Genomic DNA, 26906 nt, shown 5'->3' on the forward strand with positions numbered 1-26906 from the left:
CGCCGAGAACGTAGGATGTCCGGGATGACGATCGGACGCCGCCTCTTCCTCTCGGGAGCCGCCACGGGAGTCGGGCTCCTGGCCCTCGCGGGCTGCACGCCGTCGCGTCCGACGCCGACCCGCTCGGTCACGAAGGCCCCCGTGCCCACGCCGAGCACCACCGCCGTCCCCGCGCCGGCCGCCTTCGTGCGCTCCGCCTGGGCCGAGGATCCGTACGCGCTCGGCTCCGTCTCGTACCTGCCCGTCGGCGCGACGCCGCAGCACCGCACCGACCTGGGCACCGCGGTCCTCGACCGCGTCTTCCTCGCGGGCGAGGCCACCGACACGGAGGCGCCCGGCACGCTCCAGGGCGCCTGGAGCTCCGGGGTCCGCGCGGCCGCCGAGATCAGCGCCGTCGCCGACGAGGGCGAGCGGATCGGGATCGTCGGGGCCGGTCTCGCCGGAGCGGTCGCCGCGCGGCGCCTGTCCGACGCGGGCTTCGACGTCACCGTGGTCGAGGCGCGCGAGCGCACCGGCGGCCGCATCGCCACCGCGACTCCGGACGGCTGGCCGATCGCCGTCGAGACCGGAGCCTGGGCCCTCACCGGCGCGGGAGCCGCCCTGCGCGAGAGCATCGCGGACGCGGGCGTGGTCACGACCGCGGTCGACCTCGCCGACGTCCGCTCGAGCGACGCCGACGGCGCGGCTCTCGACACCGGCACCACGGGTGCCGATGCCCTGACCCGTGCTCTCGCGTGGGGAGCGGAGCAGCCGGAGGATCTGGCGCTCGCCGAGTCGTTCGCCGGCTCCGGAGCGCCCGATCCCGCCGAGGCCGAGCCGGGCTCCGGCGACGGCGACGCCGCCCGCGTGGCGGCGCACCTCGCCGGGACGACCGCGCTGCGCACCGGCGCCGCTCCCGAGGAGCTCTCCTCCTGGTACGGACTGGGCGACGCCTCCGCCGCCACGACCGCGGAGGAGCTGAGCGACGACTCCGGCGACGCGCTGCTGACCGACGGGCTCGCGCCCCTGGTCGACACCTTGCTCGCTGACGTCGAGGTCTCGCTGCGCGCCGTGGTGAGCGGCATCGGCTACACGGAGACCGGCGTCAGCATCCGCCTGGGCACCGGCGAGTCGTTCACAGCCGACCGGGTGCTGGTCACCGTGCCGATCGGGGTGCTCCAGACGGACGCGATCGCCTTCGACCCGCCGCTCCCGTTCGCGCAGCGCGCGGCCGTCGCGGCCCTCGGCTCCGGTGTCGTCGAGACGCTGTGGCTGCGCTTCGACGAGGCGTTCTGGGAGGCCGACGCCCCCGCGCGCTGGTCGCTCGTCGGCTCCGAGGCGGGCATCACCGAGTGGCTCAACCTCCAGCCGTCGACCGGCGAGGCGGTGCTCGTCGGGCTGGTCGGAGCGGATCAGGCCCTCTCGCTGCAGGACCTCAGCGACGACGAGCTGGTCACCCTCGCGCAGACGGCGCTCGAGCCGTTCGCCGTCGTCCCCGGCTGACGAGCTCGCGGAGCCGCGCCAGCGGCCCCCGCCACTCCGACGCGTGCGCCGCCCCGAGCGGCCGCACCCGGCTGAGCGCGAGGACGAACGCGGCGATGCCGGAGATCAGGCTCAGCACGATCACGTCGTAGAGCACGAACATCACGGGTCCGTCGACCTGGCCGGGGTCGAGGAAGAAGTACGGGTACCAGCCGATGAGGGCCCCGCGGACCAGGGTGATGACGCCCCAGACGATCGGGAAGCCGAGCACGGTCAGCGCCCCGCGCCAGGCGACCGGGCGGCGGCCGGGTCCGAGGATCCAGTCGAGGATCGCGAGCGTCGGGATCACGAAGTGCAGGAGCGCGCTCGACCAGGGCACGTCGACCCGCACGCCGCGGTTGTTGGCCTCCACCGCGATCAGCCCGAAGACGATCCCCGACACGACCATGTAGGTGAGCACGAGCGCCCGCACGGTGCTGAGCCAGCGCGGCTCCCGCTCGCGCGCGAGGGCGACCAGGCCGGACAGGCCCAGCACCACGACCCCGGCCATGTTCGACTGCGTCGTGAAGTAGGCGAAGAAGTTGTCGATCTGGAACGCGCGGAAGCCCAGGGTGTAGAAGAAGTCGCCGACGAGTCCGACCGCGCCCAGCCCGGCGAGGGCCAGGCGGAGGATCGCGAACGCCTTCCGCACACCCGCTCCGATCCGTCGCCGCTGGGCCCGGAGGGCCGGACTTCCGGACGATTCTACGGTCGCCGCGCTCGGAGCTCCCCGAGCGCGCGGCTCCGCCGGACGGGGGAGGCGGGCCCCGCGGAGGCGATCTAGCGTGGAGGGATGGCGCGCGCACAGGACGGGAAGGGTTCGGGTCGGATGTCGTCGGAGGAGGTGTCCCGGCGCTGGAACGCGGTCACGGGTCCGCTGTTCCTCGCGGCGGGAGCGGTCTTCGCGGTCCTCGGGAATCCGGTCTGGCCGGTGTTCCTCGTCCTGGGGATCACGTTCCTCGGGCTGACCGCCGGCACCGGGAGGCCGACGAGCCGGAGCGGAGCGCAGGAGCCGGACCGCGATCGGTGACCCGCGCTTCGCGACGCGGACACTCGCCGGTCGCGTCGCCGGGATAGCGTGCGTGTCATGCCCTTCACGCCGAGCCACGCCGTCGTCGCGCTCGCGTTCTCGAACGGCCGGATCCCCGCCGCGGCCGTGGCCATCGGCGCGATGGTCCCGGACATCGGCATGTACCTCCCGATCGCCGTCGCCCGCGAGTCCACCCACTCCCTCCTCGGCGTCGTCACCGTCGACCTGCTGCTCGGGATGCTCGGCCTCGCGCTGTGGAGCGCGGTCGTCGCTCCGGCCTGGCGCGACCTCGCGCCCGCGCTGGTCCGCTCGCGCCTGCGTCCCCGGCGCTCGCCGCCCCGCGGGGCCGCCGCATGGATCCGCGTGCTCGTCTTCGCGGCCGCCGGCATCGCGATCGGAGCCGCCAGCCACGTGATGTGGGACGGCTTCACCCACCGGGGCGGCCTCTTCGTCTCGGCGATCCCGCTGCTGCAGAAGGAGCTCGGGCCCTTCCCCGGCTTCCGATGGGCGCAGTACGCGAGCGGTGTGCTCGGGCTGCTCGGGCTCGGGATCGGCGCGGTGGTCTGGTACGTCGGTCGCCGTCCCCGGAAGCTCCGCTCCGACGGCCGGCAGCCGGTGCGCATCGCGGCCGCGGCCGTGGTGCTCGCGGCCGCGGTGGTTCCCGCCGGGATCGTGCTGGCGGGTGCGGGCATCGATCCGCTCGACGCCGCCTACCGGGCCCACGTGGTGCGGGCGGCGATCCTGCTCGTGGGCGGCGGCGCGGCGGCCTCGGTCGCCGTCGCGGCGGTCTGGTGGCTCACCGGCCGAGGGGTGCGCGGGGCCGTCGTCTGAGACGGCGGAGGACGAGCCTGTCGTCTGAAGGGAGCACGGGCATCCGTCGCGAGGAGGATGTGCCGGTGCATAGCCCACCGATAGCGTCGTACACGGCCCGTTGGGGCGGGCCGCCTTCGGGGGAAGGCACTAAGGGGAAATCGGGGGCTCGCGGCACACGCCGCGGGCCCTCTACCCGTTTCCGGGCCCCCGCCGGCTCGGAGCTCCCGCCGCCTCAGCGCCGCTTCGAGCGCGGCCGGTTCTGCGCGGCCGGGCGCTGCGGGATGCGCGGAGCGCCCTCGCCGGCGGCCCCCTGGGGGAGCGAGGACGCGGGCGGGATCGGGCGGCGGGTCACCGGGCGCACCGGCTCGCCGCGGCGCGTCTGGCCGGGGATCGGCCGGGAGCGGCGCCCGTAGATGAGCTCGGACGAGTCGAGCAGCCACGGCACCAGCGCCACCGTCACTCCGTGCACCAGCAGGAGCTTCTGGCGGATCCGCCGCGACTTGTGGTTGTGGAGGAACGCCTCCCACCAGTGCCCGACGATGTACTGCGGCATGTAGACCGTCGTGATCTCGGAGCCGTGCTCGAGGCGGTGGGCCTTGATGTACTTGATCAGCGGGTACGAGATGTCGCGATAGGGAGAGGCCACGCAGCGCAGCGGCACCTCGATGTCCATCTGCGCCCAGTCGGCCTTCAGCTGCGCGGTCTGCGCGTCGTCGATGGAGGAGTGCACCGCCTCCAGCGTCTCGTGCCGCGCCGCGATGGCGTAGTCGAGCGCCTTCAGCGTGGGCTTGTTCATCCGGCCCACCAGCACGATCGCGTGGTCGCCGTTGGCGCCGAAGGTCGTGGTCGGGTCGACCTCGATCTCCTTCTCGACGTCGCGGTAGTAGCGGTAGACGCCGGCCATCAGGACACCGAGGATCGGCATCACCAGGTAGACGAGCCAGGCGCCGTGGGTGAACTTCGTGATCGTGACGACGACGAGCACCGCGAACGTCAGCGTCGCGCCGAACAGGTTGATGGCCAGGCTCGTGTAGACGGTGCGCGAGCCCTCGCCGTTGCGGATCATCCGCACCCAGTGCTTGACCATGCCCGACTGCCCGAGCGTGAACGAGACGAAGACGCCGATGATGTACAGCTGCACGAGGCTCGTGAGCGAGGCCTGGTAGACGAGCAGGATGATCGCGGCGACGAGCGCCAGGATGATCACTCCGTTGGAGTAGATGAGGCGGTCGCCGCGGGTGTTCAGCGACTTGGGTGCGTAGCCGTCGCGGGCCAGCACGGAGCCCAGCAGCGGGAAGCCGTTGAACGCGGTGTTCGCCGCGAGGAGCAGGACGGCGGCCGTCGCGGCCTGGATGATGAAGAACAGGATCGTGTTGTTGCCGAACGTGGCGGCGGCGACCTGCGCGATCACGGAGCGCTGCGGGGTCGTGGCGCAGTCGGCGAAGCCCACCAGATGGCAGGCGTTCTCGGCGTAGTGCACGTTCGAGAGCAGGGCGAGGGCGGTCAGGCCGACGAAGAGCACGATCGCGATCGTGCCCATCGCGACGAGGGTGCGCTGGGCGTTCTTGACCTTCGGGGCGCGGAACGCGGGCACACCGTTCGAGATGGCCTCGACGCCCGTGAGCGCCGCGCAGCCGCTCGCGAAGGAGCGCAGCAGCAGGAGGACGACGGCCGCCTGCGTGAGCTGCTCGCCCTGCACGGTGAAGCCCGCCGACTCCGCGACCGGGGTGTCGCCGAAGGCGGTGCGGACCAGGCCGACGACGACCATCACGAAGACGCTCGCGACGAAGAGGTACGTCGGGACGGCGAAGGCGCGGCTCGACTCCGAGACGCCGCGGAGGTTCACGGCCGCCAGCAGCACCACGAAGAGGATGGCCAGCTCGACCCGCAGCGGCGCCAGCTCGGGCACCGCGGAGATGATGTTGTCGACTCCGGAGGCGACCGACACGGCCACGGTGAGCACGTAGTCGACGAGGAGGGCGGCGGCGACCGTGAGGCCCGCCGTCTCGCCCAGGTTGGTCCGGGCGACCTCGTAGTCGCCGCCGCCGGACGGGTACGCCCGGATCAGCTGGCGGTAGCTCAGCACCACCACGACGAGGAGGACGACCACGCACGCGGCCACCCAGGGGGCGAAGGTGAGGAAGGAGAGTCCGCCGAGCAGCAGGATCATCAGCAGCTCCTGCGGCGCGTAGGCCACGGAGGAGAGCGGGTCGCTGGCGAAGATGGGGAGCGCGAGCCGCTTCTGCAGCAGCTGTCCCTCGAGCTTGTCGCTGGGGAGCGGCTCGCCGATGAAGAAGTGCTTGGCGGTGCGCAGCTCGGTCGCGTCGGCCGATGATCCGTCCGCGGCGGACGGGGGGCCCTCGTGTGTCACGAGCGATGACACTACTCCGTGCGAGGGGGCAGTCAAGACGGCCGGGAGCGGGCCGAGCGGAGGCTGATCCCGCGCTGTGACCGGGAGTTTCCCGGTGCGGCGGGGAGCGACGGCCGGCGTCCTCGCGGCCGGCGCCCCGAGCGGGGGGGTCAGCGGCCGTCGCGGGTCGCGGCTCCGATCAGGCCGGTGAGGCTGTCGCGGAGCGCGGTGAGCTCCTCGAGGGGGACGTCGAGCCGCTCCACGATCTGCGGAGGAACCTGCAGGGCCTGCTCGCGAAGGGCCGCTCCGGAGGGGGTCAGCGCGACGTCGAGGCGGCGCTCGTCGTCGCTGCTCCGGGCCCGCGTGACGTGGCCGCTCGCCTCCAGGCGCTTCACGAGCGGGCTGAGCGTGGCCGGCTCGAGGCGGAGGGCGGAGCCGAGGTCGGCGAGCGAGCGGGGGCTGCGCTCCCAGAGCGCGAGCATCACGAGGTACTGCGGATGCGTGAGTCCGAGCGGCTCGAGCACGGGGCGGTACAGCCCGATGACGGTGCGCGCCGCGACGGCGAGGGAGAAGCAGACCTGGTTCTGGAGGGCGAGCGGGTCGGTTTCCACGGCGTCATCCTCTCATCGTGCCCTGATGGTTAGTACACTAAGGATATGACGCGCAAGAAGACCGGCTCCCTCTACCAGCGCTTCAACGCGCGGCTGTTTCCCTGGATCGGCCCGCCGCCGCTCGGCCCGTACGACCAGCCCGAGCAGGAGGCGCCGGCGGGGCAGGCGTGCCCGCTCTGCGGCCGGCCGATGTCCGAGCACGTCATCGACCGCTCCGGTCCGCGCACCCAGCTGTACTGCCCGAGCGACCCCTCCTGAGTCGCACGCCCCCGTTCGGGGGTCGGGGGCTTCGGGCGGCGGGGGCGGATGATGAGCGCATGTCCCGTCTGAGCCCCACCGCCGCCCGCGTCGTCCAGTACAGCCGTTTCGGCGACGCGGACGTCCTCGAGATCGCCGAGGTCGAGCGGCCGAAGCCCGGGGCGGGCGAGGTGCTGGTCGAGGTGCTCTCCGCCGGGGTGAACCACATGGAGGCGTTCATCCGGCAGGGCCAGTTCGACTCCGACCACTCCGCGGCCTTCCCGATGCGCCAGGGCACCGACTTCTCGGGCGTCGTCGTCGCCCTCGGTGAGGGCGTCACCGACATCAAGCTCCGCAGCGACGTGGTCGGCCACGCGCTCGTCGGCTCCCACGCGACCCACGTCGTGGTGCCGCGCCGCAACCTCGTCGCCAAGCCCGCCTCCGTGAGCTGGGAGGTCGGCGGCGCGCTGTTCCTCGCCGGAGTGACCGCGTGGCGCGCGCTGGAGGCCACGCATGTGGGACCCGACGACACCGTCCTCGTCTCCGCGGCGGCCGGAGGAGTCGGCAGTCTCGAGATCCAGCTGGCGAAGCTCCGCGGCGCGACGGTGATCGGCACCTGCGGCGAGCGCAACTTCGACTACCTCCGCCAGATCGGCGTGAAGCCGGTGGTCTACGGCGACGGGATCGCCGACCGCATCCGGGCCGCGGCGCCCGGCGGGGTCACGGTGTTCCTCGACAACTTCGGCGGGGAGAACGACGCCCTCGCCGACGAGCTCGGCATCGCGGCGGGCCGCTTCCACTCCAGCGACGACCGCAAGGAGATCGAGCTGCGCGCCGTCTGGCCCGACGCCGAGACCGCCCAGCGCGACACCGAGATCCTCGGCGAGCTGGTCGGCCTCGTCGGCGAGCAGAAGCTGCGGGTGCTCGTCTCGGGCTTCTACCCCTTCGACCAGGTGCAGGACGCCTTCGACGACCTCGAGAAGCGCCACTCGCGCGGCAAGATCGTCCTCGGCATGAACCCGGTGGACCCGGCGAAGGTCACCAAGGCGCGCGACATCCACGAGGCCGGCCGCTAGCCGCACCCTCCCGGCGGCTGTCCGGGCTGCTCTCCGGGCGGCCACAATGGGGCCGTGGCGCGCGGACGCCCGGGAGGAGTGACGCGATGGAGGAGCCCGTCGTCGCGATCGTCTGGATCGTCTCGTTCGTGGTGGTGACCGTCCTGGTCACCGGGCTGTCGGGGCGGGTGAACTGGTCCGCTCCCGTGGCGCTCGTCGCCGTCGGGGCTCTCGCCTCCTTCGTCCCCGGGATCCCGGAGGTGGTGGTCGAGCCGGACGTGGTGCTGTTCGGGATCCTGCCGCCGCTGCTCTACGCGGCGGCGATCCGCACCTCCGTCCTCGACGTCCGCGCTCGCGGCGACAGCATCCTCCTGCTGTCGGTCGGGCTCGTCGTCTTCACGGTCGCGGTGGTCGGCGCGGTGGCGTGGATGGTCGTCCCGGCGATCACGGTCGCCGCGGCCCTCGCGTTCGGCGCGATCGTGGCGCCCACGGACGCGGTGGCGGTCACGGCGATCGCGGGGCGGCTCCGCCTGCCGCGGCGCATGCTCACGGTGCTCGAGGGCGAGAGCCTCCTCAACGACGCGACCGCACTGGTGGCGCTGAACGCCTCACTCCTGGCGATCGTCAGCACGGTCACTCCCGGGCGCATCGCGCTCGACTTCGTGCTGGCCGTGGCGGTGGGCGGCGGGGTCGGGATCGGCATCGCCGTGCTGCTCGGGTTCGTGCGCAAGCAGGTGCAGTCGTCCGTCCTGGACACGAGCCTCTCGCTGGTGACGCCCTACGTCGCGTTCATCCCGGCGCAGCTGCTGCACGGCTCCGGGGTGCTGGCGGTCGTGGTCGCGGGGCTCTACCTGGGCTACCGGGCGCCGGTCATCCAGTCGGCGCAGGCGCGGATCGCGGAGTCGCTCAACTGGCGGACGATCCAGTTCCTGCTCGAGAACGCGGTGTTCCTCTTCATCGGGCTGAGCCTCTCGTCGGTGGTGGAGGCGACGGCCGACTCGGGCATCGGGGTCTGGCAGACGGTCGGCATCGGCGCGGCTGTGCTCGCGGCGCTGGTCGGGAGCCGCGTGGCCTGGATGTGCATGACGACGCTGCTGTTCCGGCACGGTCCGCGCCGGCTGCAGCAGCGCGGGTGGACCTGGCCGACCGCGATCGGGGTGTCGTTCGCGGGCATCCGCGGCGTGGTCACCCTCGCCGCCGCGTTCCTCCTGCCCGCGGAGACGCCGCAGCGCGCGTTCCTGCAGTTCCTCGCCTTCATCGTGGTGGCGGGGACGCTCGTCGAGGGGCTCGCGCTCCCGCGGCTCGTCCGCGCCCTGAAGCTCCCGGCCCCGAACGAGATGCAGGAGCACGTCGAGAAGCAGATGCTGCTCGCCGAGGCGCAGGCCGCCGGCCTCGCCCGGCTCGACGCGGAGCCGCAGGACGGAGTGGAGGACCGCGTGCTCGACCGGCTGCGGCGGAACGCGACGTTCCTCGCCGACGCCCTGGAGAACCCGCCGGAGGGCGAGGGCGTGGAGCCGCTCCCGCAGGCCTACAACCGGCTCCGGCGCGTGATGATCGCGGCCGAGCGGGAGGCGGTGCTCCGCGCGCGCTCCGAGGGGCGGTACCAGGAGCCGGCGGTGGTGAGCGCTCTGGCGTTCCTCGACGTGGAGGAGGAGGCGCTGGCGGTCGGGCGGCAGTAGCGCCGGGAGGGCGGGGACCCCGGGCGGGATCCCCGCCCTCCCGGCGGTACGGTGTCCGGGCTCAGTCCAGGGTGGAGCGGACCGAGGCGCGGGCCTCGTCGAGCGCGGCGCGCAGGGCGTCGACGCTCGCGGTCGTCACGGATCCCGAGGAGGCGGCGGTGCGCAGCTCCGCGCGCAGCTCGTCGCGGAACTCGGTGAGCAGCACCTCGGCGTCGCGCCGGGCGATCCGCGAGGCGGTGCGCGCGTCGGGCGAGACCGGCGCGGTCTGCTCCGGCGCGGGCTGCTCGGAGGGGGTGCCGGACGTGTCCTGCGGGCGCGGCTCCTCGGCGGAGTGCTCCGGTCGGCGTCCGGGCTCCCGCGAGTCGCGGGCGGCGCTGGCCAGGTCGGCGCGGAGGCTCTTCATCGCCTCCGCGACGCCGAGGCGGACCTCGTCGGCGAGCCGGCGGACGGAGTCGGTGAGCTCCTCCTCGATGTCGCCCAGGTCGGTCGCGCGGTTCGCGAGCTCGGCGCGGCCGGCGTCGGTGATGGAGTAGACGGTCTTGCGGCCGTCGGCCTCCTTCGTGACGAGTCCTTCCTCCTCGAGCTTCGCGAGGCGCGGGTAGACCGTGCCGGCGCTGGGCGCGTAGGTGCCGCCGAAGCGCTCGCTGAGCGCCTGGATCAGCTCGTAGCCGTGGCGCGGCGACTCGGCGAGGAGGTTGAGCAGGTAGAGGCGCAGGCGGCCGTGCGCGAAGACGGGGCTCACAGCGAGCTCCCGTCCATCGGGCGGCGATCGTCGGCGGGGCCGGTGCCGGGAGAGCCCCAGCCCTCGCCCACCGAGGCGGAGGACGCGGCGACGGACCGGCGGACGACGACCACGTCTCCCGAGACGGAGTTGGCGGCGACGTCGACCCACTTCGAGTCGAGCGAGCCCGTGGTCGAGGTGAAGCCCCGGCCGAAGGTGCCCTTGACGACGGAGCCGTCGAGCTGGAGCGTGCCCGAGACGGTGTTGATGCGGTAGCGGGCGCCGAGGCCCTCGTCGACGCGGATCGTGAGGTCGCCGCTGACGGTGTTGGCCTGGATCCGGTCGGGGGTGCCCTCGGCGTCGACGAACACGCTGCCCGAGACGCCGTCGACGGTGAAGCGGGTGAGCTCGCCGGTCGCGGTGACGTCGCCGGAGACGGTGCGCGCGGTGACGCGGCCGGTGTGGCTGCGGACCGAGAGCTCGCCGTGGACGGTGTTCACCTCGATGTCGCCGTGCAGGCCGTCGACGACGATGTCGCCGCCGACCGTCGAGACGCGGGCGTCGCTGTGGAGGCCCGAGACCAGGCCGTCGGCCGAGACGGTGTCGAACTTGAGGTCGACGCCGCGGGGGACGAGGAGGCTGATGTCGGCGCGGTCGCCGCGGCGGCCGAGGCCCTTCACGACGTCGACGATGGTGTCCCAGCGGAGCTGGACGTGGTCGATCTCGAGGCGGTCGCCGTCCATCGAGACCTTGAGCGGGCGGCCGTCGACGCTGTGGACCTCCACGCGGGCGGTCGGCTCGTCGTGGGCGATGACGTCGATCTGGCCGCCGACGAGGGCGACCTTGACCGAGCGGACGACGTCGAGGTCGATGACCTTCGTCTCGCCGGCCTGTACGAGCCATTTCTCGAGGGACATGAGCTCCTCCTCCTGCACCGGGGTGCCTTTCTGAAACGCGATACATCGCGAGTGGACGAGAGTCACGTTATATCTCGATCGCTGCGGCCGGCAACGGGGCTCGGCCGGTTCCCAGCGTCGAGCGGCCGGGACCGGGGCGGGGCCGAGGCGGGATGAGGCCGGGGGCCGGAGCCGAGGCCGCCGTCGAGGGGGTGAGGCCGCGGCGGGCGCCGTGGTAGACCGGGCGCATGGACCCGATCGCGGCACTCGAGGAGATCGCAGCACTGCTCGAGCGGGAGCGGGCCTCCCGCTACCGGGCGAAGGCGTTCCGCCGCGCGGCCGCGGTGCTGGAGGGGATGGCGTCCGCCGAGCGGGACGACCTCGCCCTCGTGCGGCGGGCCTCCGGGATCGGCGACACGACCTTCACGGTGATCGAGCAGGCGCGGTCGGGCCGGGTGCCCGACTACCTCGCGGAGCTGCGCGGCTCGGCTCCTCCGCCCGCGAGCGCGCTGCGGGGACGGCTGCGCGGCGACCTCCACAGCCACAGCGAGTGGTCCGACGGGGCGACGCCCGTCCTCGCGATGGTGGACGCGGCCCGCGCGCTCGGCCACGAGTACCTGGCGCTCACCGATCACTCGCCGCGGCTCCGGGTCGCCCACGGTCTCAGCGCGGAGCGGCTGGAGGAGCAGCTGGCCCATCTCGCGGGCCTCGACACCGGGCCCCTGCGGCTGCTCAGCGGGATCGAGGTGGACGTCCTCGAGGACGGCGCGCTCGACCAGACGAACGAGCTGCTGGACCGCCTCGACGTGGTCGTCGCGAGCGCCCACTCGAAGCTGCGGCTGCCCTCCCGTGAGATGACGGCCCGGCTGGTCGCGGCGGCCTCGGATCCGCGGACCGACGTCCTCGGCCACGTCACGGGGCGGCTGGTGTCGGGCGAGCGCGGCACCCGCCCGCCGTCGACCTTCGACGCCCGGGCCGTGTTCCGCGCGTGCGCCGACCACTCCACCGCGGTCGAGATCAACGCCCGCCCCGAGCGCGAGGACCCGCCGGACGAGCTGATCGCGGTCGCGCTCGAGGAGGGCTGCCTGTTCTCGATCGACAGCGACGCGCACGCTCCGGGCCAGCTGGGCCTGCTCGACTACGGGGCCGAGCGGGCGGAGCGGCTCGGCGTCCCGGAGGAGCGGATCGTGACCACCTGGCCGGTCGAGCGGCTCCTGGAGTGGACCCGCGGCTGAGGATCCTCGCGCGTTGCGCAGACGAACTGCGGCCATCACCCCCTTGACAGGAGGCCGTACCGCGGGAGGAGATCCGACGCAAGTGGCGAAATCCCAGCCGCCCAGGCGGCATGCTCGGTACCGGTCCGCTCCTCCTGGGCCGCTCCAGCGGTCGGGAGTCGCGCTCCGTCGCACTCTCCACTCCGACAGACCAGGTGAACCATGGCCACGCAGACCGCTCTCGACGCCGTGCGCGCCGCTCCCACTCTGCTCGAGGCCGTCCGGATGGCGGATGAGCTGACGGTCGCCGCGGTGAGCGACGGCGGCGGCCGCGCGGTGCGCCTGCTCACCCGCGCAGCTCTGGACCCCTCGGACCAGCTCACCGCGATCGCGGCCGTGCACTCGCTCGCGCAGGTCTTCGACGAGGAGGCCGACCTCGCGCTGCTGATGCTGCTCGAGGACGAGCGCCCGTACCTCCGCGAGCACGCCGCCTGGGCCTTCGGCGGGCGCCTGCCCCGCCCCGCTGCGCTCGGACCGCTGCTGCGCCTGGTCCGCGACGGCGGCTTCTCCGGCATGCTCGCGCAGCGCACCGTCCTGCTCTGGGCCTCTTCGACCCCCGACCTCGTCGCCGTCGCGCTCGAGGGCGCGCTGCTCGGCGAGCGCGAAGCGGCGGCCCGGGCACGGCTCGTCGAGACCCTGGGCCTCGTGCCCGGCACGATCGCCGAGCGCACCCTCCTGCACGTGGCCGCCGATCGCGCGGAGGGGCTGGAGGCGCGGGCCGCCGCGACGGACGCGCTCGGCGAGCGCGGCTCCGACGATGCCGAGCTCCTGCTCACCGGCATGGCCGAGGAGGCGGCGCCGATCGGGCCCCTCGCCCGGCTCGCCCTCGGCGACCTCGCCCCCGCACCGGCCGTGGAGGCCGGGCCGACGGTCGCGCAGCTCTTCGTCCACGCCGACATCGACGGCACCCTGACGCGGGTGGGCGCGGGCGACAACGGCGGCATCGCGACCCTGCTGGTGCGCCTGGGCGACTCGCTCGTCGAGCAGGAGGGCATCGACCGGGTGCTCACGCTCTCGCGCGGGACCCCGGCCGAGGCCGAGCGCGCGCTCGGCGAGCTGCCCGACTCCGGCCACGGCTTCGCTCCGGTCCCGTTCGTGGGGCCGCCCGTGGCCATGCCTCAGGCGTGGAGCCGTCGCATCGCCGCCGAGCGCGGCATCCGCCGGATCCTGCGCGCGGCCGGCCGGGTCGACGTGCTGCACCTGCGGATGGCGGACGTCGGATCCCTCGCAGCGGCCGCGGTCGCCCGGGAGCTCGAGATCCCCGTCGTGTTCACCCTCGCTCCGGACCCGCACGCCCTGATCGCGGGCCTGGACGCCTCCGGCGCCCTCACCCGCGCGGACTTCGGCGAGCGCGACGCCGCCGAGCACTTCTGGTTCCGCGTGCGCCTGGTGCAGCGCCTGGCCGCCGACGCCGCGCACACCGTCCTCTTCCCGCGGGAGGAGCTGGCCGCGACCATCCGCGAGCTGATCGGCGTCGACATCACCGCGCACCCGGAGCGGCACACGATCGTCCCGGAGGGGATCGACGTCGGCCTGGTCGAGCGCGGCGAGGCGGCCGCACGGGCCTCCGCCGCCGGTGAGCCGGTCGCGCTGGACGAGGGCGGGGACCTGGCCTCGCTCGACCTCCTGCTGGAGGAGCTGCCCGAGCACCGCCGCGGCCTCCCGCTGCTGCTCAGCGTGGGCCGCCTGCACCGGGTGAAGGGGATGGCGGCGCTCGCCGAGGCCTGGGCGTCCGACCCCTCGCTCCGGGAGCGCGCCAACCTGCTCCTGGTCGGCGGCGACCTCGCCGACCCGAGTCCCGACGAGCGCGAGCAGCTCGACCGCATCCGCGCCGTCGCGTCCGACGGGCTGCTCCTGGCCGGCCACCGCCCGAACGGGACCGTGGCCCGCTGGCTCGGCGCGATCCGGCACGGCCGACCGGGGCTCTCTGCTCCGGGAGGCGCCTACGTCTGCGCGAGCGTCAAGGAGGAGTTCGGCATCGCCCTCCTCGAGGCGCTCTCCGCAGGACTGGTCGTCGTCGCTCCGGCGACAGGCGGGCCCGCGACCTACGTCGAGGAGGGGGAGACCGGCTTCCTGGTCGACACCGCCGACCCCGCGGCGCTCGCCGCCGGCGCCGCCGCCGCACTGGATCTCGCAGGAGGGCCTCTCGGCGAGCACGCCGCGGCCCGCGGGCGTGCGATGGTCGCCGAGCGCTACACGGTGCAGGCCATGGCTCATGCCCTCTCGGGCGTCTACGCGCACGCGACCGCGGACCAGGAGCGTCCTCTCCGCTCGCCGCTCGTGCTGGGGGCCTCGTGACCCTGCTGATCATCAGCCCCGACTACGCGTCGCACCTGCTGCCGCTGGCGACCCTCGGCACGGCGTGGCAGGAGGCGGGCGAGCGCGTCGTCGTGGCCACCGGCGACGCGACGCGCTCCATCGTTGACGGCTTCGGATTCGAGCACATCGCGCTCCGGCTGGGGCGCGGCTCCAACCCGGGCACGATCCGCGCGGAGGAGCAGGCGCCCGACGAGGGCGCGTCCCTCCGCGGCTTCTTCGACGCCACCCGGCGCGGGATGGTCCCGACCCTCGCCTACCAGGCGCGGGAGCGGCTCACCGACCTGCTCTGGGATCCGGCCGGCGTCGCCGCGCGCCTGCGCGTGATCCTCGACGAGGTGCAGCCCGACGCGATCGTGGTCGACCACCTCGCCTTCACCGCGCGCGTGGCGCTGAAGGCACTCCGCGTGCCCTACGGCGACGTCGTGCTCGGCCACCCCAGCGCGCTCACGGTGCCCGGCGAGGTCTACGGCTTCCCCCCGGTCTGGCCGGACGCCTTCGCTCCGGAGCCGGACGACCTCGATGCGCTCCGCGCCCTCTGCGAGCGTGTGCGCGACTCCTTCACCGCGGAGTGGAACGCCGCCCTCACCACCCTCGACCCCGGGGCGGCGCCCAGCGCCGACGCCTTCGCCGAGAGCGGCGACGTCCTGCTGCTCAACTACCCGGGCGAGCTCCACGACTCGGCCCGCACCGCTCAGCTGCCGCCGCACGCGTTCCTCGGCTCCGCCGTCCGCGAGGAGCCCGATGACGGGGAGGTCGAGGAGTGGCTCGCCGCGTCCGAGGATCCGGTCGTCTACGTGAGCTTCGGCAGCTTCCTCTCGGTGCGCGACGACGTGCTCGCCCGGGTCGTCGAGGCCCTGGCCGGTATCGAGGTCGGGGGCAGGCCCGTCCGCGTGGCTCTCGCCTCCGGCGCGACCGAGCGCTCGGCCCTGGGCGAGGTCCCCGAGGGCTGGCTGGTCCGCGGCTTCCTGCCGCAGGTCGCGCTCCTGCGCCGGGCCGCGCTCGCGGTCAGCCACGGCGGCAACAACAGCGTCACGGAGGCGATGACCGCGGGCGTGCCGCTCGTCGTCCTGCCGTTCTCGACGGACCAGTTCGCGGGGGCGGCCGCGCTCGAGGACGCCGGGTTCGCCGCCGTGCTCGACCCCAATGCGGCCTCCGGGGGAGAGCTCGCGGAGGCTGCGCGGCGGATGCTCGCACTCGACGCTCCCGCCCGGGAACGGCTGACGGCGCTCGCCGAGGCCCTCGCCCGCGAGACGGGACCGCAGCGGGCCCTCTCCGCCCTGAGCGGAGCGACCGTCCAGCGCTAGCCTGGGCCGATGGTCGAGCCGACACCCCGGGACGCGCCCCTGCGCGCCGAGCGGGACGCCGCGCGGGCGGACCCGATGCTGAGTGCTCTCGGACCGTTCGGGCGCTTCGAGGGGATCGTCCCTCCGCTGTTCGAGGCGGTTGTGCGGATCCTGCACCCCTCCGACGACCCGCCCCGGCGGTGGCGCGAGGTCGCCGAGCGGGAGGGGACGCTCCTGCATCCGCTCGCGCAGTGGGACTCGCTCACCGGCGAGCATCCCGACGAGTACGCGGAGCCCCGCCTCGGAGTGCTCCCGCTCGACGAGCTCGCGGCCGTCGCCGCCGTGCTCGCGGAGCACACGAGCGCTCCCGAGGACTGCCTGGCCGTGTTCTGGGAGGGGTTCGGGGTGCTGAGCGGCGGGTCGCGAGTCCTGATCTCCCGCTCGGACGCCTCGGACGAGCTGCCCGAGTGGATGAGCGACACCCGGCCGACCGGCTGGGAGCACCCCGAGACCGCCGCCGCGGCGACGGTAGAGCTGCCGGGGCGGGAGGGGCCTCTGCTCTCGCTCGACGTCAGGGTGCTCGAGGACACCGCGTGGGCGCGCTCGGCGGGCTTCGCCGACGCCTCCGGGCTCGTCGTGCAGACTCCGCTCGCGCTCTGGCCGGAGGACCGGGCCTGGTACCTCGCGAGCGAGGTCGACTTCGACTCGACGCTGATCGGCGGCTCGCGCGCCCTCGTCGACGACCTGCTGCGGCTCTCCGCCGCGGGGCGGATCGAGGCGCTCCTCCTGCCGGATCAGGTGGACCTCACGAGCACCGGTGACCGGCTCAACCCGAGGCGGCGGTGACGGAGTGAGCGACGAGGACGACGAGCGCTGGCTCGTGGTGAAGGGCCGCCGATGGCGGCGCACCGACCCCTCTCTGCCGGAGGACGTGGTCGCCGGCCTCACCTCGCACCTCGGGCGCGGGCGCTCGGGAGTGCGCTCCGCCAGGATGCACGAGGACGAGGACGCGGAGGCGGAGGCGCTGGCGCGCAGGAGGGTCGGGCTCGCCAAGCACGGGCTGGGCGAGCGCGGACCGGCATGGTGGGACGAGCCCGAGGCCGATCGGCTCGAGCGCGCCCGCGAGGCGCTGCGGGCGCTCGAGGAGCTCGACGCTCCGGAGGACTGACTCGGCTTCTGCATCCCCCGAGCGTGCTCGTCGGGCGAGGCGGGCGGGGAACGCCCGAGCGGATCCGGGGAGAGCGCGTGGAACCGCGGCCTGTGGAGGAGGACCGCCCCCGCGGAGGCCGCCGACCGAGGCCGACCGCCGAGGCCGCCCGCCGAGCCCGCCCGCCCCTAGCGGAACCTCACCACGAAGCCGTCCTCCGGCCCGGTCGGGAAGCTCTGCAGGCTCACGCGCAGATCCTGCCCGTCCTCGACGTCGTACGGGTGCCCCGCGGCCAGGAGCTCCAGCGCCGCGGACAGCAGGTCGACGGTCGCCGGCTCGCCCGGGCACCGGTGGTCGCCTCCGTAGTGCCCGCCGCCCTGGGCGATGAAGCCGTTGCGGTCGACCGGCGACCGGAACCGCTCCGGATCGAAGCGGCCCGGCGCCTCCCAGTGCGAGCCGTGGTCCGTCGCGTAGAGGTCGAGCAGCATCCACTGCCCTGCGGGAAGCGTCTCGCCGCGGAAGTCCAGCTCCCGGCGGGCCCTTCCTCCGACCATCGGGAAGAACGGGTAGAAGCGCCGCACCTCGTTCGCGAACGCGACGCGCTCCTCCTGGTCGGCGAGCCGCTCCCGCCACTCCGGATGCCGGTGCAGCGCGAGCGCCGCCAGCACCACGAAGCGCCCCACCGCGACCGTGGGCCGCAGCAGGTTGATCAGCTCCACCGCGGCGACCTCGACGGGGAGGAGGCCGCCGTCCTCCTTCTCGTGCGCGATCCGGTGCAGGGGAGTCGGGGAGGGTCCGGCCGTCCGGCTCGCCTCGATCAGGCCGCGCGCCCACCGCTCGGTCGAGCGGCGGCGGAGTCGCGCGGCCCAGTTGGGCGGGCCGAAGCGCCCGGCGTTGTCGATCATCGCCCGGAGCTCGTCCGTGCGCCGCAGCACCTCCTCCTCGTCGGCCTCGATGCCGGCCCACGACAGGACCGCGCGGCCCAGGACCTCCGCGGCGACGTCCTGGAGGCGGACCCGCTCGCCCGTCAGCCGGGCGGCGGACGCCTGCCACTCCCGCGCGAAGGCCGAGACCAGCCTCGACCGCTGCTCGGGCGTCTCCACCAGATCCAGGAACATGCGCTTCCGCCGCCGGTGCGGCTCGTCCTCGAGGGTCTGCACGCTGCCCTCGTCCTGCAGGAGGTGCAGCACCGAGCCGGGCAGCGCGCCCTCGCGGTCGAAGCGCCCGCCCTCGTAGAAGAAGCGCGCCGCCTCGATGCCGCGCGCCATGATCACGGGCCGTCCGAGGATCCGGGTGCGGAACGCGTCCGCGCCCACGTCGTCGAAGCGCCGCGTCCCGAAGAGGTAGCCGTCGGCGAGGACGGCCGCGCTGCTGTCGACCGCGGGGAGGACGGGGATCGAGGCGGCGATCAGCCGGCCGATCCCTCGGTGTCGTCGCCCTCGGCCTGCGAGGGCTTGTCGACGCCCGCGTCGTCGACGTGGTCGTGGTTCTGCGGGTTCTCCTGCGGCTGCTCGGTCCGGTCGGTCATGGTGCTCCTCTCGCGTCGGCGCGGTGCGCGCCTCGCGGCCACGGTAGGAAGAGCGCGGCGGACCCGGGTACCCCGTTGACTCGCGGGGGAGGGGCGGGCAGACTCCGCCGCCCTCAGCGCCTCCGCAGGAGGATCGGCGCGGTCGCCCAGACCACCGCGAGCAGCAGCAGCACGCCTCCGCCCGCCCAGAGGCCCGCCGGCCCGCCCAGCACGACGTCGAACACGAAGCCCACGACTCCGACGAACAGCAGCGATCCCGCCGCGAGGCACACCGTGACCACCCGGTTGCCGAACCGCACCAGCTCGGCCTTCCTCCGCCGCTGGAACAGCAGCCGGTGGGCGATGACGGGCGCCAGCGCCAGGATCGTGACGCACGCGGCGAGCAGGACGAGCACGAGGTAGAGCGCCACGTCGGGCGGCGCGAGGTCGGCGAAGCGCTGCTGGAAGCACAGCGTCAGCAGGAAGCCGCCCAGGATCTGCGTGCCGGTCTGCACGACCCGCAGCTCCTGCAGGATCTCGTTCCAGTTGCGGTCGGATCGCTCCTCCACCGTCTCGTCGCGACCGGAGTCGGGGGCGGAGGGGTCGACGGGTCGGTCGCTCATGGGACGAGGGTAGAGCTCAGGCGAGCAGGGACTCCGCCAGCGAGATCGCCCCGCGCACCCCGGACTCGTCGCCGAGGGCCGGGCGCACGATGCGGATCCGCCCGCCGCCCGTCCCCGTCGCTCCGGGCGCGCCCATCAGCCGCTCGACCTCGGCCTCGACCGCGGGGACGAGCCCGGGCGTCTTCGACACGCCTCCGCCGAGGACCGCGAGCCGCACGCCCGTGACGTAGGCGAGCGTCGTGACGAGCTGCGCGAGGTAGTAGGAGCTGAAGCGGAGGTTCGCGGCCGCCTCCTCGGGGCCGAGGCGGGAGCCGTCGACGCCCCAGCGCGCCGAGATCGCGGGACCGGCGACCAGGCCCTCGAGGCAGTCGCCGTGGAAGGGGCAGGTGCCGGCGAAGCCGTCCTCGGGGTGGCGGCGGGGCAGCAGGTGCGCGACCTCGGGCCAGCCGCTGCCGGCGAGGAGCCGTCCGCCCGCGATCACGCCGCCCCCGACTCCGGTGCCGACCGTCAGATAGGCGAAGTCGTCGACTCCGGCTCCGGCGCCGCAGCGGGCCTCGCCCAGGGCGGCTCCGTTGACGTCGGTGACCAGCGCGAGCCGGGCGCCCGGTGCGGCCGCGCCGATCGGGCCGAGGACGTCGGTGCCCTCCCAGCCGAGCTTCGGCGTGGAGGTGAGGTGCCCGTAGGTCGGCGAGCCGGGATCGATGTCGAGCGGGCCGAAGGAGGCGACGCCGACCGCGGCGACGGTGCCGTCGACTCCGTGGCCGCTGACGAAGCCGGCCAGATCGGCGAGAGTCTCGGCGGGCCCGCGGGTCGGCAGGGTCGTCGTCGCGAGGATCCGCTCGGGATCAGCGGCGTCGGCGACCGCCGCGACGACCTTCGTGCCCCCGGTCTCGATGCCGACGAGGAGGGGACGGTCGGCGGTGGCGCTCATGGATCTCCAGGGCTGGTGCGGTGCGTCTCGGGTCTCAGCAGGCGGACAGCGAGCGCACCTGCGCCGACAGGGTCAGGGGGCTGCCGAGGAGCAGCACCTGATCGAGGTCGTGGCCCTGCATCTTCACACGGGTGCTGCGCGGCAGGCAGGTCGGCTCGCTGAGGTAGAGCGGGGCGCCCTGCTTCGCGGCGACCGGGCCCACGGCCAGCGCGTCGGCGAAGCCGGTGGCGGTCGCGAGGTAGACGGTGTCGCCCAGCTCGGACGGCGGGAAGACGTCGTTGAGGTGTCGGCTGGTGTCGTGGCGGTCCGTCCCGGCGATGCGCGACACGGTGTCGGCGATCTTCGCGGCGCGGAGGTCGGCCTCCACGGCGGTCGAGATCGACGGCGCACCGCCGAGCAGCTGCACGGAGGAGGGGGCGAGTCCGGCGAGGGTGTCACGGGTCGGCTGGTCGAGGCGCGAGCGGGCGCCGTCGACGAGGAGGACGGGCTCGGCGCGGCGGCCGGCGATCGGCGCGACCGAGAGGGCGTCCGGGAAGTTGGTGCCGGTCGCGACGAAGACGTTCTCGTAGCTGCCGTCCGGGAAGGCGTCCTCGACGATCCGGCGCGAGGTGTCGTAGCGGTCGACGCCCTCGATGCGCTCGGTCGGGATCCCGAGGGCCTTCACCTGCTGGAGCACCGACTCGCTCACGGAGAGGGCGCTGCCGACCACGACGATCCGCTGCGGGGCGAGGCGGCGCAGCTCGGCCGCCACCACGGCGGGCAGGACGCTCGGGTCGGTGAGCAGGAGGGCGCCGCCCTGCTTCGCGGCGGCGGGGCCGGCGCTCAGCGCGTCCGGCCAGTTCGCTCCGCTGGCGAGGTAGACGACGGGGGCGCCGTCGGCGAATCCGGAGGCGGTCACCGCGACGGCGGTCGCGTACCGGTCGGTCCCGGCGAGGCGGGCGACGTCGGAGGAGTAGGCGGACGGGAAGAAGTCGATGCCGCTGCGGCCGCCCGGCGGCACGGAGACGACCGCGCGCTCGTCGAGGCGGGCCAGGCGCGAGAAGTACTGGTCGTCGTAGGCGGGGTACCCCGGCTCCACGAGGCGCAGGAGGTAGTCGCCGGCGGGCAGGGCGAGGTCGCCCGTGTCCCACGCGCGGGCGGCGCCGGGGGCTCCGGTGACGGGGACGGTGTCGAGCAGCGAGTACGTCCCTCCGTCGACCCACCAGGCCTGCACGTCGAAGGAGGGGGAGGAGACGCCCGGGACCGCGTCGGCGGTGACCGATCCGGACAGCTCGGCGCTGCGCAGGAGGGAGATGGCGACGGACTCGTCGGTCCCCCGGGTCGTCCTCGCGGCCTCGGCGACCGGGGTGTCGCCGAACCAGGTCGGGTACCAGTCGTCGCTGCCGATCAGGTTCGCGCGGACGGTGAGGGGCTCGCCGCCGGGAACGGGGAGGGAGAAGTCCGCGCCCGTGTTCGCCTGGGCGACCACGTCCCCTTCGGCGTCCTCGACCTGGACGTAGAAGTACGGGTTCTCGGGGGCGGGGTGCTCCTCATCGGCGTCGCGGAGCGCGATGGTGCCGGACAGGACGACCTCGGCGGCCGCCTCCTGCGCGGCGCTCGCGCCCGGGAGATCGGGGGCGGCGACGGCTGGACCGGCGGCGAGGCCGGCCAGCAGGAGAGCGGAGACGCCGATCGCGGCGAGGGGGCGTGCGGGCACGGCGGGCCTTTCGGCAGGATCCGCGGGAGGCCGCGGCGGACACGGTGTCTGAATGCTAGCCGCCGCCCGCCTCCGGGCGAGGGCGGGTGTCGGCGGGATGGGCCCCCGTCCGGGGGACGGTGGTGGTGGATTCCCGGGGCCGCCGGAGGAGTCCGCGCGAGCAGGCTCCCCCGGCGACCCGGGTCGGATCCCCTACTTGACGACCGCTGCGGTGGCGGCGGAGGTGCGCGTCGCCGTTGTGTAGTCGGCCTTCTTGCCGGTGACGGTCACCGTGATCTTCTTCCCCACCGTGGCGCTGGTCGGCTTGTAGGTGGCGGAGGTCGCCCCGGAGATCGCGGTGCCGTTCGCCTTCCACTGGTAGGTGAGGGCCACCGGCGAGGGTCCCCACGTGCCCGGCTTGGCGGTCAGGGTGGAGCCGACCTTCGCGGTGCCGGTGATCGTCGGGGTCGCGGCGGAGAGGGTGCCCGCCACCACGGCGCTCGTCTTCGCGGAGGTCTTCGTCACAGCGGTGAATCCGGACTTCGACCCCGTGACCGTCACAGTGATCGTCTTCCCGAGAGTGGCGCCGGTCGGCGTGTACGTCGCGGACGTCGCCCCGCTCAGAGCGGTACCGTTCGCCTTCCACTGGTAGGCGAGGGCGACGGGGGAGGGACCCCAGGTGCCGGGCTTCGCGGTGAGGGTCGAGCCGACCTTCGCCGTGCCGCTGATGGTCGGCGTCGCAGCGGTGATCGCGCCGCCGGTCACGGCAGCGGTCCCGGAGGAGACGCGTGTCGTCGAGACGTAGCCCGACTTCGAGCCCGTGACGGCGACGGTGATCACCCTGCCCGCGTCGCCCGCGACCGGACGGTACGTGGTGCCGGTCGCCCCGCTGATCGCGGTGCCGTTCGCACGCCACTGGTAGGCGAGGGCCACGGGGGAGGGGCCCCAGGTGCCGGCGCTCGCCGTGAGCGTCGAGCCGACCGTGGCGGTGCCGGTGACGGTCGGAGTCGCGGCGGTGAGGGCGGTGCCGCCGATGCGCACGACGGTCGATGCCGCCCCGCTGTCGCCTCCGGCATTGATAGCGCTGACGCTCATCGTGTAGGTGGCGCCCGCCGCCAGGTGCGTGAACGTGAAGGAGCGTGCGGTGGCGGCGACCGTCGTCGACCACGGACCGGCACCCGCGTTGTCGACGCCGTTGCGCGAGACGCGGTAGCCGGTGATCGCCGGGTTGCCGGCCGACTCCGGAGGAGACCATGAGATCGTCGCGGATCGCAAGCTGTCGTTCGTGGTGCCGGCGACGCGCGTGGGAACGGAGGGGGCGAAGTAGGCGTCGGCGGTGCGGGTGACCGTTGCCGCTTCGCTGGTGCCGACCGCGTTGATCGCCTGAACGGTGAAGGTGTAGGAGGTGTTCGGGCGCAGGTTCGTGAACGTCTGCGAGCGGCGGTCGGCGGAGACGACGGTCGACCAGGGGCCGCTGCCGGACGCGTCGGTGCCGTTGCGGCTGACCCTGTAGCCCGTGATGTCGGTGCCGCCGTCGGCGTAGGGCGCCTCCCATGAAACGGTCATCGACGTGCCGCTGGGCTCCGCGTATGCGAATTCAGGAGCAGCCGGACGGGTGGTGCCGGTGCCGAAGGAGACACAGCTCTTTGGAGAGTCGAGGTAGTCGGCATAGTCGGCACTTTCCGACCTGAAGTACCAGGACGCAGCCCAGATGCAGTATTCGTAGCGATGGCCAGCGGCCACATCGAGATTCTGCGAGGTTGTGGTCAGGGAGTACTCGACGTCGTAGCCGCTGCCGTTGCCCCAGTCATCGTCGTAACTCGCAATATCGTCGAGCGTGGCGTGGTACTCATCGAAGGAGCACGCTTCCCCGTTGATCGACGGCCGCTTCCACCGGGCGGAAGCCAGTGCTGTGGATTCGTCGTAGGCCACCGAGAGCTCGGCCGGCGCAGGGACGTTCCAGTAATGGTAGAGACCGGTGCTAGTCGGGATGCTCTGGGTCGATGATGCGACTAGTTTCTGGCCGTACTCGCCGCCGGAGAACGAGGCGTTGAAATCAGTCACACTCGCAACTTCGATGGTATAGCCATTCACATCGCGAGGTAAGTCGAAAGAGACCGATGTTGCGTTCGACACTTCCGTCAGGGCTGTCGTATACGAGTCGGTGTCCCCATATCGCGTCGTGTAAATCGTGTAGATGTGCACGCGATAGCCGGCGACCTTCTGCGCGGGTGCCGTCCACGAGATGGTGACGGCGTCCGTGCAGCTGTTGTCGGAAGCGACGACGTTCGTCGGCGCCGCAGGCGATCCCGCGGCCTGGGCCGGGGTCGCGACGAAGAGGGAGAGGAGCAGGGCGAGGAAAAGGGAGACGCTGAGGGTCTTCGTTCGCATGGAGGAGGGCATCCGGATTCGTCGGAGCGAGAAGGCCGACGACTGTCGGGCCGGAGGGATCGTCCCATGCCGCTTATCGCTGCCCTAAGTCCCCCATTCAGGGCGGAATTCGATGGATTCCACAGATGTCATCAGCGCGATGACACGAGAGAGGGATAAGGCCTTCTCGCCGAGAGGCGCAACGTCGTCCCTCCGAAAGCTGCCTCAAGGCGAGAGTCGCGGCGGCATCACAGTGCCCCGCAGGAGAGCCGCGGTGGTTTCCCGCGCCGCACCCACCGTCCACGCGCGTTCCGTGCGCCCCACGACGAGAACCGCACGATCGGCGCGTGCAAGACTGGGCGCGAGCGTGCTCCATCCCGTTGCGTCATGCGCGGGGCACGGAGCCACTGGACCAGGTCCGCTCATCCGCATCCTTTCGCAGGAGGACTCGAATGACCGATACCGCCGTGCTCGCAGAGGCACCCGCCCGAACTCCCGTCGCGAAGACGATCCTGATGTGCCGTCCCGAGCACTTCACCGTCGTCTACCGCATCAATCCGTGGATGGACCCGCAGGTCCCCACCGACACCGCCCTCGCCGTCCGGCAGTGGCAGACCCTCTACGACACCTACGCCGATCTCGGCTTCACGATCGAGCTGATCGCGCCCGAGGCCGGACTGCCGGACATGGTCTACGCGGCCAACGGCGGATTCGTGATCGACGGCATCGCCTACGGCGCCTCCTTCACCTACCCCGAGCGCCAGCCCGAGGGCCCGGCGTACATGGACTGGTTCCGCTCGGCCGGCTTCGGCGTCCGCGTCCCCGAGGAGGTCAACGAGGGCGAGGGCGACTTCCTCCTCGTCGGCGAGCGGATCCTCGCCGGCACGGGCTTCCGCTCCGCCTCCGACTCGCACGCCGAGGTCGCCCGCGTCTTCGGCCGCGAGGTCGTCACGCTCGAGCTCGTGAACCCGTCGTTCTACCACCTCGACACAGCGATCGCCGTGCTCGACGACACGAACATCGCCTACCTTCCGAGCGCGTTCAGCGAGGAGGGCAACCGCACCCTCCGCGAGCTCTACCCCGACGCGATCCTCGTCTCGGAGGAGGACGCGTCCGTGCTCGGGCTGAACTCCTTCTCCGACGGCCTCAATGTCGTCATCGCGTCCCGTGCGACGGGCTTCGAGCGCCAGCTGCGCGAGCGCGGCTACAACCCGATCGGCGTCGACCTGTCCGAGCTGCTGCTCGGCGGCGGCGGCGTGAAGTGCTGCACCCTCGAGCTGCGCCGCTGACCCACTCCCCGTGGTCGGCGATCAGCAGCGCCGACCCACCCTCCACTGTCCACGATCCGTCGCACTCGACGCCGAGCGCGACGACTCCTGGAGAGTCGATCGTCCCCTCAGGAGGAACGACATGAGCATCACCGACACCGACACCGCCCGCTCCGCCGCCCTCATCGCCGCGGAGGAGGAGCACGCCGCCCACAACTACCACCCGCTGCCCGTCGTCGCGGCCACCGGCGAGGGCGCCTGGATCACCGACGTCGAGGGCGTCCGCTACCTCGACTGCCTCGCCGCCTACTCCGCCGTGAACTTCGGCCACTCGCACCCGGTGCTGCTGGAGGCGGCCCGCGAGCAGCTCGGCCGCGTCACCCTGACCAGCCGCGCGTTCCACAACGACCGCCTCGGCCCGTTCGTCACGGCGCTCGCCGCGCTCGCCGGCAAGGACATGGTCCTGCCGATGAACACGGGCGCGGAGGCGGTCGAGTCGGGCATCAAGGTCGCCCGCGCCTGGGGCTACCGGGTCAAGGGCGTCGCTCCGGGCCGGGCGAACATCATCGTCGCGGCGGGCAACTTCCACGGTCGCACGACCACGATCATCTCGTTCAGCGACGACGCGGAGGCCCGCGACGGCTTCGCTCCGTTCACGCCCGGATTCCGCACGGTCCCGTTCGGCGACGCGGAAGCCCTCGAAGCCGCGATCGACGACGACACCGTGGCGCTGCTGATCGAGCCGATCCAGGGCGAGGCGGGCATCGTCGTGCCGCCGGCCGACTACCTCCCGGCCGTCCGCGAGATCACCGCGCGCCGCAACGTCCTCTTCATCGCCGACGAGATCCAGTCCGGCCTCGGCCGCACCGGCGCCACCTTCGCCTGCGACCTGGTCGGAGTCGTCCCCGACGTCTACCTGCTCGGCAAGGCGCTCGGCGGCGGCATCGTCCCCGTCTCGGCCGTGGTCGCGGACGCCGACGTGCTCGGCGTCCTGCAGCCGGGCCAGCACGGCTCCACCTTCGGCGGCAACCCGCTCGCCGCGGCCGTCGGCCTCGCAGTCGTCGAGATGCTCGCGACCGGCGAGTACCAGGCCCTCGCCCGCGAGCGCGGCGCGCAGTTGCACGCCCGCCTCGAGGCGCTGATCGGCCGCGGAGTGGTCGCCGTCCGCGGCGCCGGACTCTGGGCCGGCATCGACATCGACCCGGGGCTCGCCTCGGGCCGCGCCGTCTGCGAGGCCCTGATGGCCCGCGGAGTTCTGGCCAAGGACACCCACGGCTCGACGATCCGCCTGGCGCCGCCGCTCGTGGTCACCGCCGCCGAGATCGACTTCGCCGTCGACGAGCTGGAGGCCGTGCTCGAGTCGCTGCGCTGAGGCGCACCGTCCTCCCTCCGCGAGGTGCCGCTCCGGTCCGCGACACGCCGTGTCCGGCGTGTCCGAACGGCATCCCGCGGGAGGGGGAGGGACGTGTTGAGACGGGACGTCTCGATGTCGCGGCAGGCCGTCGCCGCTCTGCGATACTCGCGCGATGAGCACACCTCTCCCGCCGGAGAACACCCCGCCCTCGTCCCCCGACCAACCCGCCGCAGGCCCCGCCTACGGCACGGCGACCCTCCCTC

At 73.4% G+C, this 26906-nt stretch carries 23 protein-coding genes; 13 read left to right on the top strand and 10 right to left on the bottom strand.

All coding sequences use genetic code 11. From position 1 onward, the window contains the following. Window positions 1–24 precede the first annotated feature (24 nt). Complete coding sequence (locus C5C25_RS12555; protein WP_181133696.1) at window positions 25–1482, top strand: NAD(P)/FAD-dependent oxidoreductase; 1458 nt, start codon at window positions 25–27, stop codon at window positions 1480–1482. Here C5C25_RS12555 and C5C25_RS12560 read toward each other — a convergent pair. Beyond that, window positions 1433–2152 carry a Pr6Pr family membrane protein gene (locus tag C5C25_RS12560; RefSeq protein ID WP_104233845.1) on the bottom strand — a complete coding sequence of 240 codons (720 nt, stop codon included), beginning with the start codon at window positions 2150–2152 and terminating at the stop codon, window positions 1433–1435. The two genes, C5C25_RS12555 and C5C25_RS12560, sit on opposite strands and share 50 nt — an antisense overlap. Window positions 2153–2293: 141 nt before the next feature. On the opposite strand from C5C25_RS12560, the gene C5C25_RS12565 reads away from it, so the two are divergent. Beyond that, the gene (locus tag C5C25_RS12565) at window positions 2294–2530 is read left to right on the top strand and encodes an SdpI family protein (protein ID WP_146079471.1); all 237 of its coding nucleotides are present in this window, start codon (window positions 2294–2296) and stop codon (window positions 2528–2530) included. Window positions 2531–2587: 57 nt separating this feature from the next. Then, window positions 2588–3361, top strand: a complete 774-nt coding sequence (locus C5C25_RS12570) for a DUF4184 family protein (protein ID WP_104250802.1) — start codon at window positions 2588–2590, stop codon at window positions 3359–3361. 214 nt (window positions 3362–3575) lie between these two features. Here C5C25_RS12570 and C5C25_RS12575 read toward each other — a convergent pair whose 3' ends face one another. Continuing rightward, window positions 3576–5714 carry an APC family permease gene (locus tag C5C25_RS12575; protein ID WP_374952928.1) on the bottom strand — a complete coding sequence of 713 codons (2139 nt, stop codon included), beginning with the start codon at window positions 5712–5714 and terminating at the stop codon, window positions 3576–3578. Window positions 5715–5863: 149 nt separating this feature from the next. Then, window positions 5864–6304, bottom strand: coding sequence for a MarR family winged helix-turn-helix transcriptional regulator (locus C5C25_RS12580; protein ID WP_104223751.1), 441 nt, complete (start codon window positions 6302–6304; stop codon window positions 5864–5866). A 45-nt stretch (window positions 6305–6349) separates the two neighbouring features. Between C5C25_RS12580 and C5C25_RS12585 the strand changes: the two genes are divergently transcribed. The 3 genes from C5C25_RS12585 to C5C25_RS12595 all read left to right on the top strand — a co-directional run bounded on the left by C5C25_RS12585 (window position 6350) and on the right by C5C25_RS12595 (window position 9275). Continuing rightward, the gene (locus C5C25_RS12585; RefSeq protein ID WP_104223750.1) at window positions 6350–6562 is read left to right on the top strand and encodes a hypothetical protein; all 213 of its coding nucleotides are present in this window, start codon (window positions 6350–6352) and stop codon (window positions 6560–6562) included. 59 nt (window positions 6563–6621) lie between these two features. Continuing rightward, the gene (locus tag C5C25_RS12590; RefSeq protein WP_104238704.1) at window positions 6622–7617 is read left to right on the top strand and encodes an NADP-dependent oxidoreductase; all 996 of its coding nucleotides are present in this window, start codon (window positions 6622–6624) and stop codon (window positions 7615–7617) included. A gap of 86 nt (window positions 7618–7703) precedes the next feature. Then, window positions 7704–9275 (top strand): sodium:proton antiporter, encoded by a 1572-nt coding sequence (locus C5C25_RS12595; RefSeq protein ID WP_104223748.1) that lies wholly within the window; start codon window positions 7704–7706, stop codon window positions 9273–9275. 61 nt (window positions 9276–9336) lie between these two features. On the opposite strand, the gene C5C25_RS12600 is transcribed toward C5C25_RS12595, so the two are convergent. Together C5C25_RS12600 and C5C25_RS12605 are read right to left on the bottom strand one after the other, a co-directional pair. Continuing rightward, the gene (locus tag C5C25_RS12600; protein WP_104250803.1) at window positions 9337–10017 is read right to left on the bottom strand and encodes a PadR family transcriptional regulator; all 681 of its coding nucleotides are present in this window, start codon (window positions 10015–10017) and stop codon (window positions 9337–9339) included. Next, a complete protein-coding gene (locus C5C25_RS12605) occupies window positions 10014–10913 on the bottom strand; it encodes a hypothetical protein (RefSeq protein ID WP_244230533.1) in 900 nt (299 codons plus the stop codon). Before C5C25_RS12605 ends, C5C25_RS12600 begins: the two co-directional genes overlap by 4 nt. 227 nt (window positions 10914–11140) lie before the next feature. Here C5C25_RS12605 and C5C25_RS12610 point away from each other — a divergent pair, with 227 nt between their 5' ends. From C5C25_RS12610 to C5C25_RS12630, 5 genes are all read left to right on the top strand, one after another. After that, on the top strand, window positions 11141–12127 hold the full coding sequence (locus tag C5C25_RS12610) for a PHP domain-containing protein (protein WP_104250804.1): 987 nt from the start codon (window positions 11141–11143) through the stop codon (window positions 12125–12127). Between the two features lie 201 nt (window positions 12128–12328). Continuing rightward, window positions 12329–14464 (top strand): glycosyltransferase, encoded by a 2136-nt coding sequence (locus C5C25_RS12615; RefSeq protein WP_104250805.1) that lies wholly within the window; start codon window positions 12329–12331, stop codon window positions 14462–14464. Further along, window positions 14461–15789, top strand: a complete 1329-nt coding sequence (locus C5C25_RS12620) for a glycosyltransferase (RefSeq protein ID WP_104250806.1) — start codon at window positions 14461–14463, stop codon at window positions 15787–15789. The genes C5C25_RS12615 and C5C25_RS12620 overlap by 4 nt, the downstream gene beginning before the upstream one ends. 9 nt (window positions 15790–15798) lie before the next feature. After that, entirely contained in the window at window positions 15799–16614 is an 816-nt protein-coding gene (locus C5C25_RS12625; protein WP_104250807.1) for a hypothetical protein, read from the top strand. A gap of 4 nt (window positions 16615–16618) precedes the next feature. After that, window positions 16619–16936 carry a biopolymer transporter Tol gene (locus C5C25_RS12630; RefSeq protein ID WP_104250808.1) on the top strand — a complete coding sequence of 106 codons (318 nt, stop codon included), beginning with the start codon at window positions 16619–16621 and terminating at the stop codon, window positions 16934–16936. A 167-nt stretch (window positions 16937–17103) separates the two neighbouring features. On the opposite strand, the gene C5C25_RS12635 is transcribed toward C5C25_RS12630, so the two are convergent. The 5 genes from C5C25_RS12635 to C5C25_RS12655 all read right to left on the bottom strand — a co-directional run bounded on the left by C5C25_RS12635 (window position 17104) and on the right by C5C25_RS12655 (window position 23715). Continuing rightward, window positions 17104–18231: a cytochrome P450 gene (locus C5C25_RS12635; RefSeq protein WP_104223742.1), complete on the bottom strand. Its 1128-nt coding sequence runs from the start codon at window positions 18229–18231 to the stop codon at window positions 17104–17106. Window positions 18232–18556: 325 nt separating this feature from the next. Next, window positions 18557–19045 carry a DUF6328 family protein gene (locus C5C25_RS12640; RefSeq protein ID WP_104226834.1) on the bottom strand — a complete coding sequence of 163 codons (489 nt, stop codon included), beginning with the start codon at window positions 19043–19045 and terminating at the stop codon, window positions 18557–18559. Window positions 19046–19061: 16 nt separating this feature from the next. Continuing rightward, entirely contained in the window at window positions 19062–19976 is a 915-nt protein-coding gene (locus C5C25_RS12645; RefSeq protein ID WP_104250809.1) for an ROK family protein, read from the bottom strand. 34 nt (window positions 19977–20010) lie between these two features. Further along, on the bottom strand, window positions 20011–21672 hold the full coding sequence (locus C5C25_RS12650; protein ID WP_104250810.1) for a cell wall-binding repeat-containing protein: 1662 nt from the start codon (window positions 21670–21672) through the stop codon (window positions 20011–20013). A 192-nt stretch (window positions 21673–21864) separates the two neighbouring features. Continuing rightward, window positions 21865–23715: a fibronectin type III domain-containing protein gene (locus C5C25_RS12655; protein ID WP_181133697.1), complete on the bottom strand. Its 1851-nt coding sequence runs from the start codon at window positions 23713–23715 to the stop codon at window positions 21865–21867. A gap of 758 nt (window positions 23716–24473) precedes the next feature. On the opposite strand from C5C25_RS12655, the gene ddaH reads away from it, so the two are divergent. Both ddaH and rocD read left to right on the top strand, forming a co-directional pair. Next, complete coding sequence (ddaH, locus tag C5C25_RS12660; protein WP_104250812.1) at window positions 24474–25310, top strand: dimethylargininase; 837 nt, start codon at window positions 24474–24476, stop codon at window positions 25308–25310. A 121-nt stretch (window positions 25311–25431) separates the two neighbouring features. Further along, window positions 25432–26661 (top strand): ornithine--oxo-acid transaminase, encoded by a 1230-nt coding sequence (gene rocD, locus C5C25_RS12665; RefSeq protein ID WP_181133698.1) that lies wholly within the window; start codon window positions 25432–25434, stop codon window positions 26659–26661. Window positions 26662–26906: the final 245 nt, after the last annotated feature.

The sequence above is a fragment of the Rathayibacter sp. AY2B9 genome (assembly GCF_002931595.1).
GTDB lineage: Bacteria > Actinomycetota > Actinomycetes > Actinomycetales > Microbacteriaceae > Rathayibacter.

Excerpts from the sequence above, each read along its gene's own strand:
- ddaH (WP_104250812.1), top strand. The coding sequence starts at position 24,474 with ATGACCGATACCGCCGTGCTCGCAGAGGCACCCGCCCGAACTCCCGTC.
- C5C25_RS12615 (WP_104250805.1), top strand. The coding sequence starts at position 12,329 with ATGGCCACGCAGACCGCTCTCGACGCCGTGCGCGCCGCTCCCACTCTG.
- C5C25_RS12645 (WP_104250809.1), bottom strand. The coding sequence starts at position 19,976 with ATGAGCGCCACCGCCGACCGTCCCCTCCTCGTCGGCATCGAGACCGGG.
- C5C25_RS12625 (WP_104250807.1), top strand. The coding sequence starts at position 15,799 with ATGGTCGAGCCGACACCCCGGGACGCGCCCCTGCGCGCCGAGCGGGAC.
- C5C25_RS12590 (WP_104238704.1), top strand. The coding sequence starts at position 6,622 with ATGTCCCGTCTGAGCCCCACCGCCGCCCGCGTCGTCCAGTACAGCCGT.
- C5C25_RS12555 (WP_181133696.1), top strand. The coding sequence starts at position 25 with ATGACGATCGGACGCCGCCTCTTCCTCTCGGGAGCCGCCACGGGAGTC.
- C5C25_RS12640 (WP_104226834.1), bottom strand. The coding sequence starts at position 19,045 with ATGAGCGACCGACCCGTCGACCCCTCCGCCCCCGACTCCGGTCGCGAC.
- C5C25_RS12610 (WP_104250804.1), top strand. The coding sequence starts at position 11,141 with ATGGACCCGATCGCGGCACTCGAGGAGATCGCAGCACTGCTCGAGCGG.
- C5C25_RS12565 (WP_146079471.1), top strand. The coding sequence starts at position 2,294 with ATGGCGCGCGCACAGGACGGGAAGGGTTCGGGTCGGATGTCGTCGGAG.
- C5C25_RS12595 (WP_104223748.1), top strand. The coding sequence starts at position 7,704 with ATGGAGGAGCCCGTCGTCGCGATCGTCTGGATCGTCTCGTTCGTGGTG.
- C5C25_RS12605 (WP_244230533.1), bottom strand. The coding sequence starts at position 10,913 with ATGTCCCTCGAGAAATGGCTCGTACAGGCCGGCGAGACGAAGGTCATC.
- C5C25_RS12585 (WP_104223750.1), top strand. The coding sequence starts at position 6,350 with ATGACGCGCAAGAAGACCGGCTCCCTCTACCAGCGCTTCAACGCGCGG.
- C5C25_RS12570 (WP_104250802.1), top strand. The coding sequence starts at position 2,588 with ATGCCCTTCACGCCGAGCCACGCCGTCGTCGCGCTCGCGTTCTCGAAC.
- rocD (WP_181133698.1), top strand. The coding sequence starts at position 25,432 with ATGAGCATCACCGACACCGACACCGCCCGCTCCGCCGCCCTCATCGCC.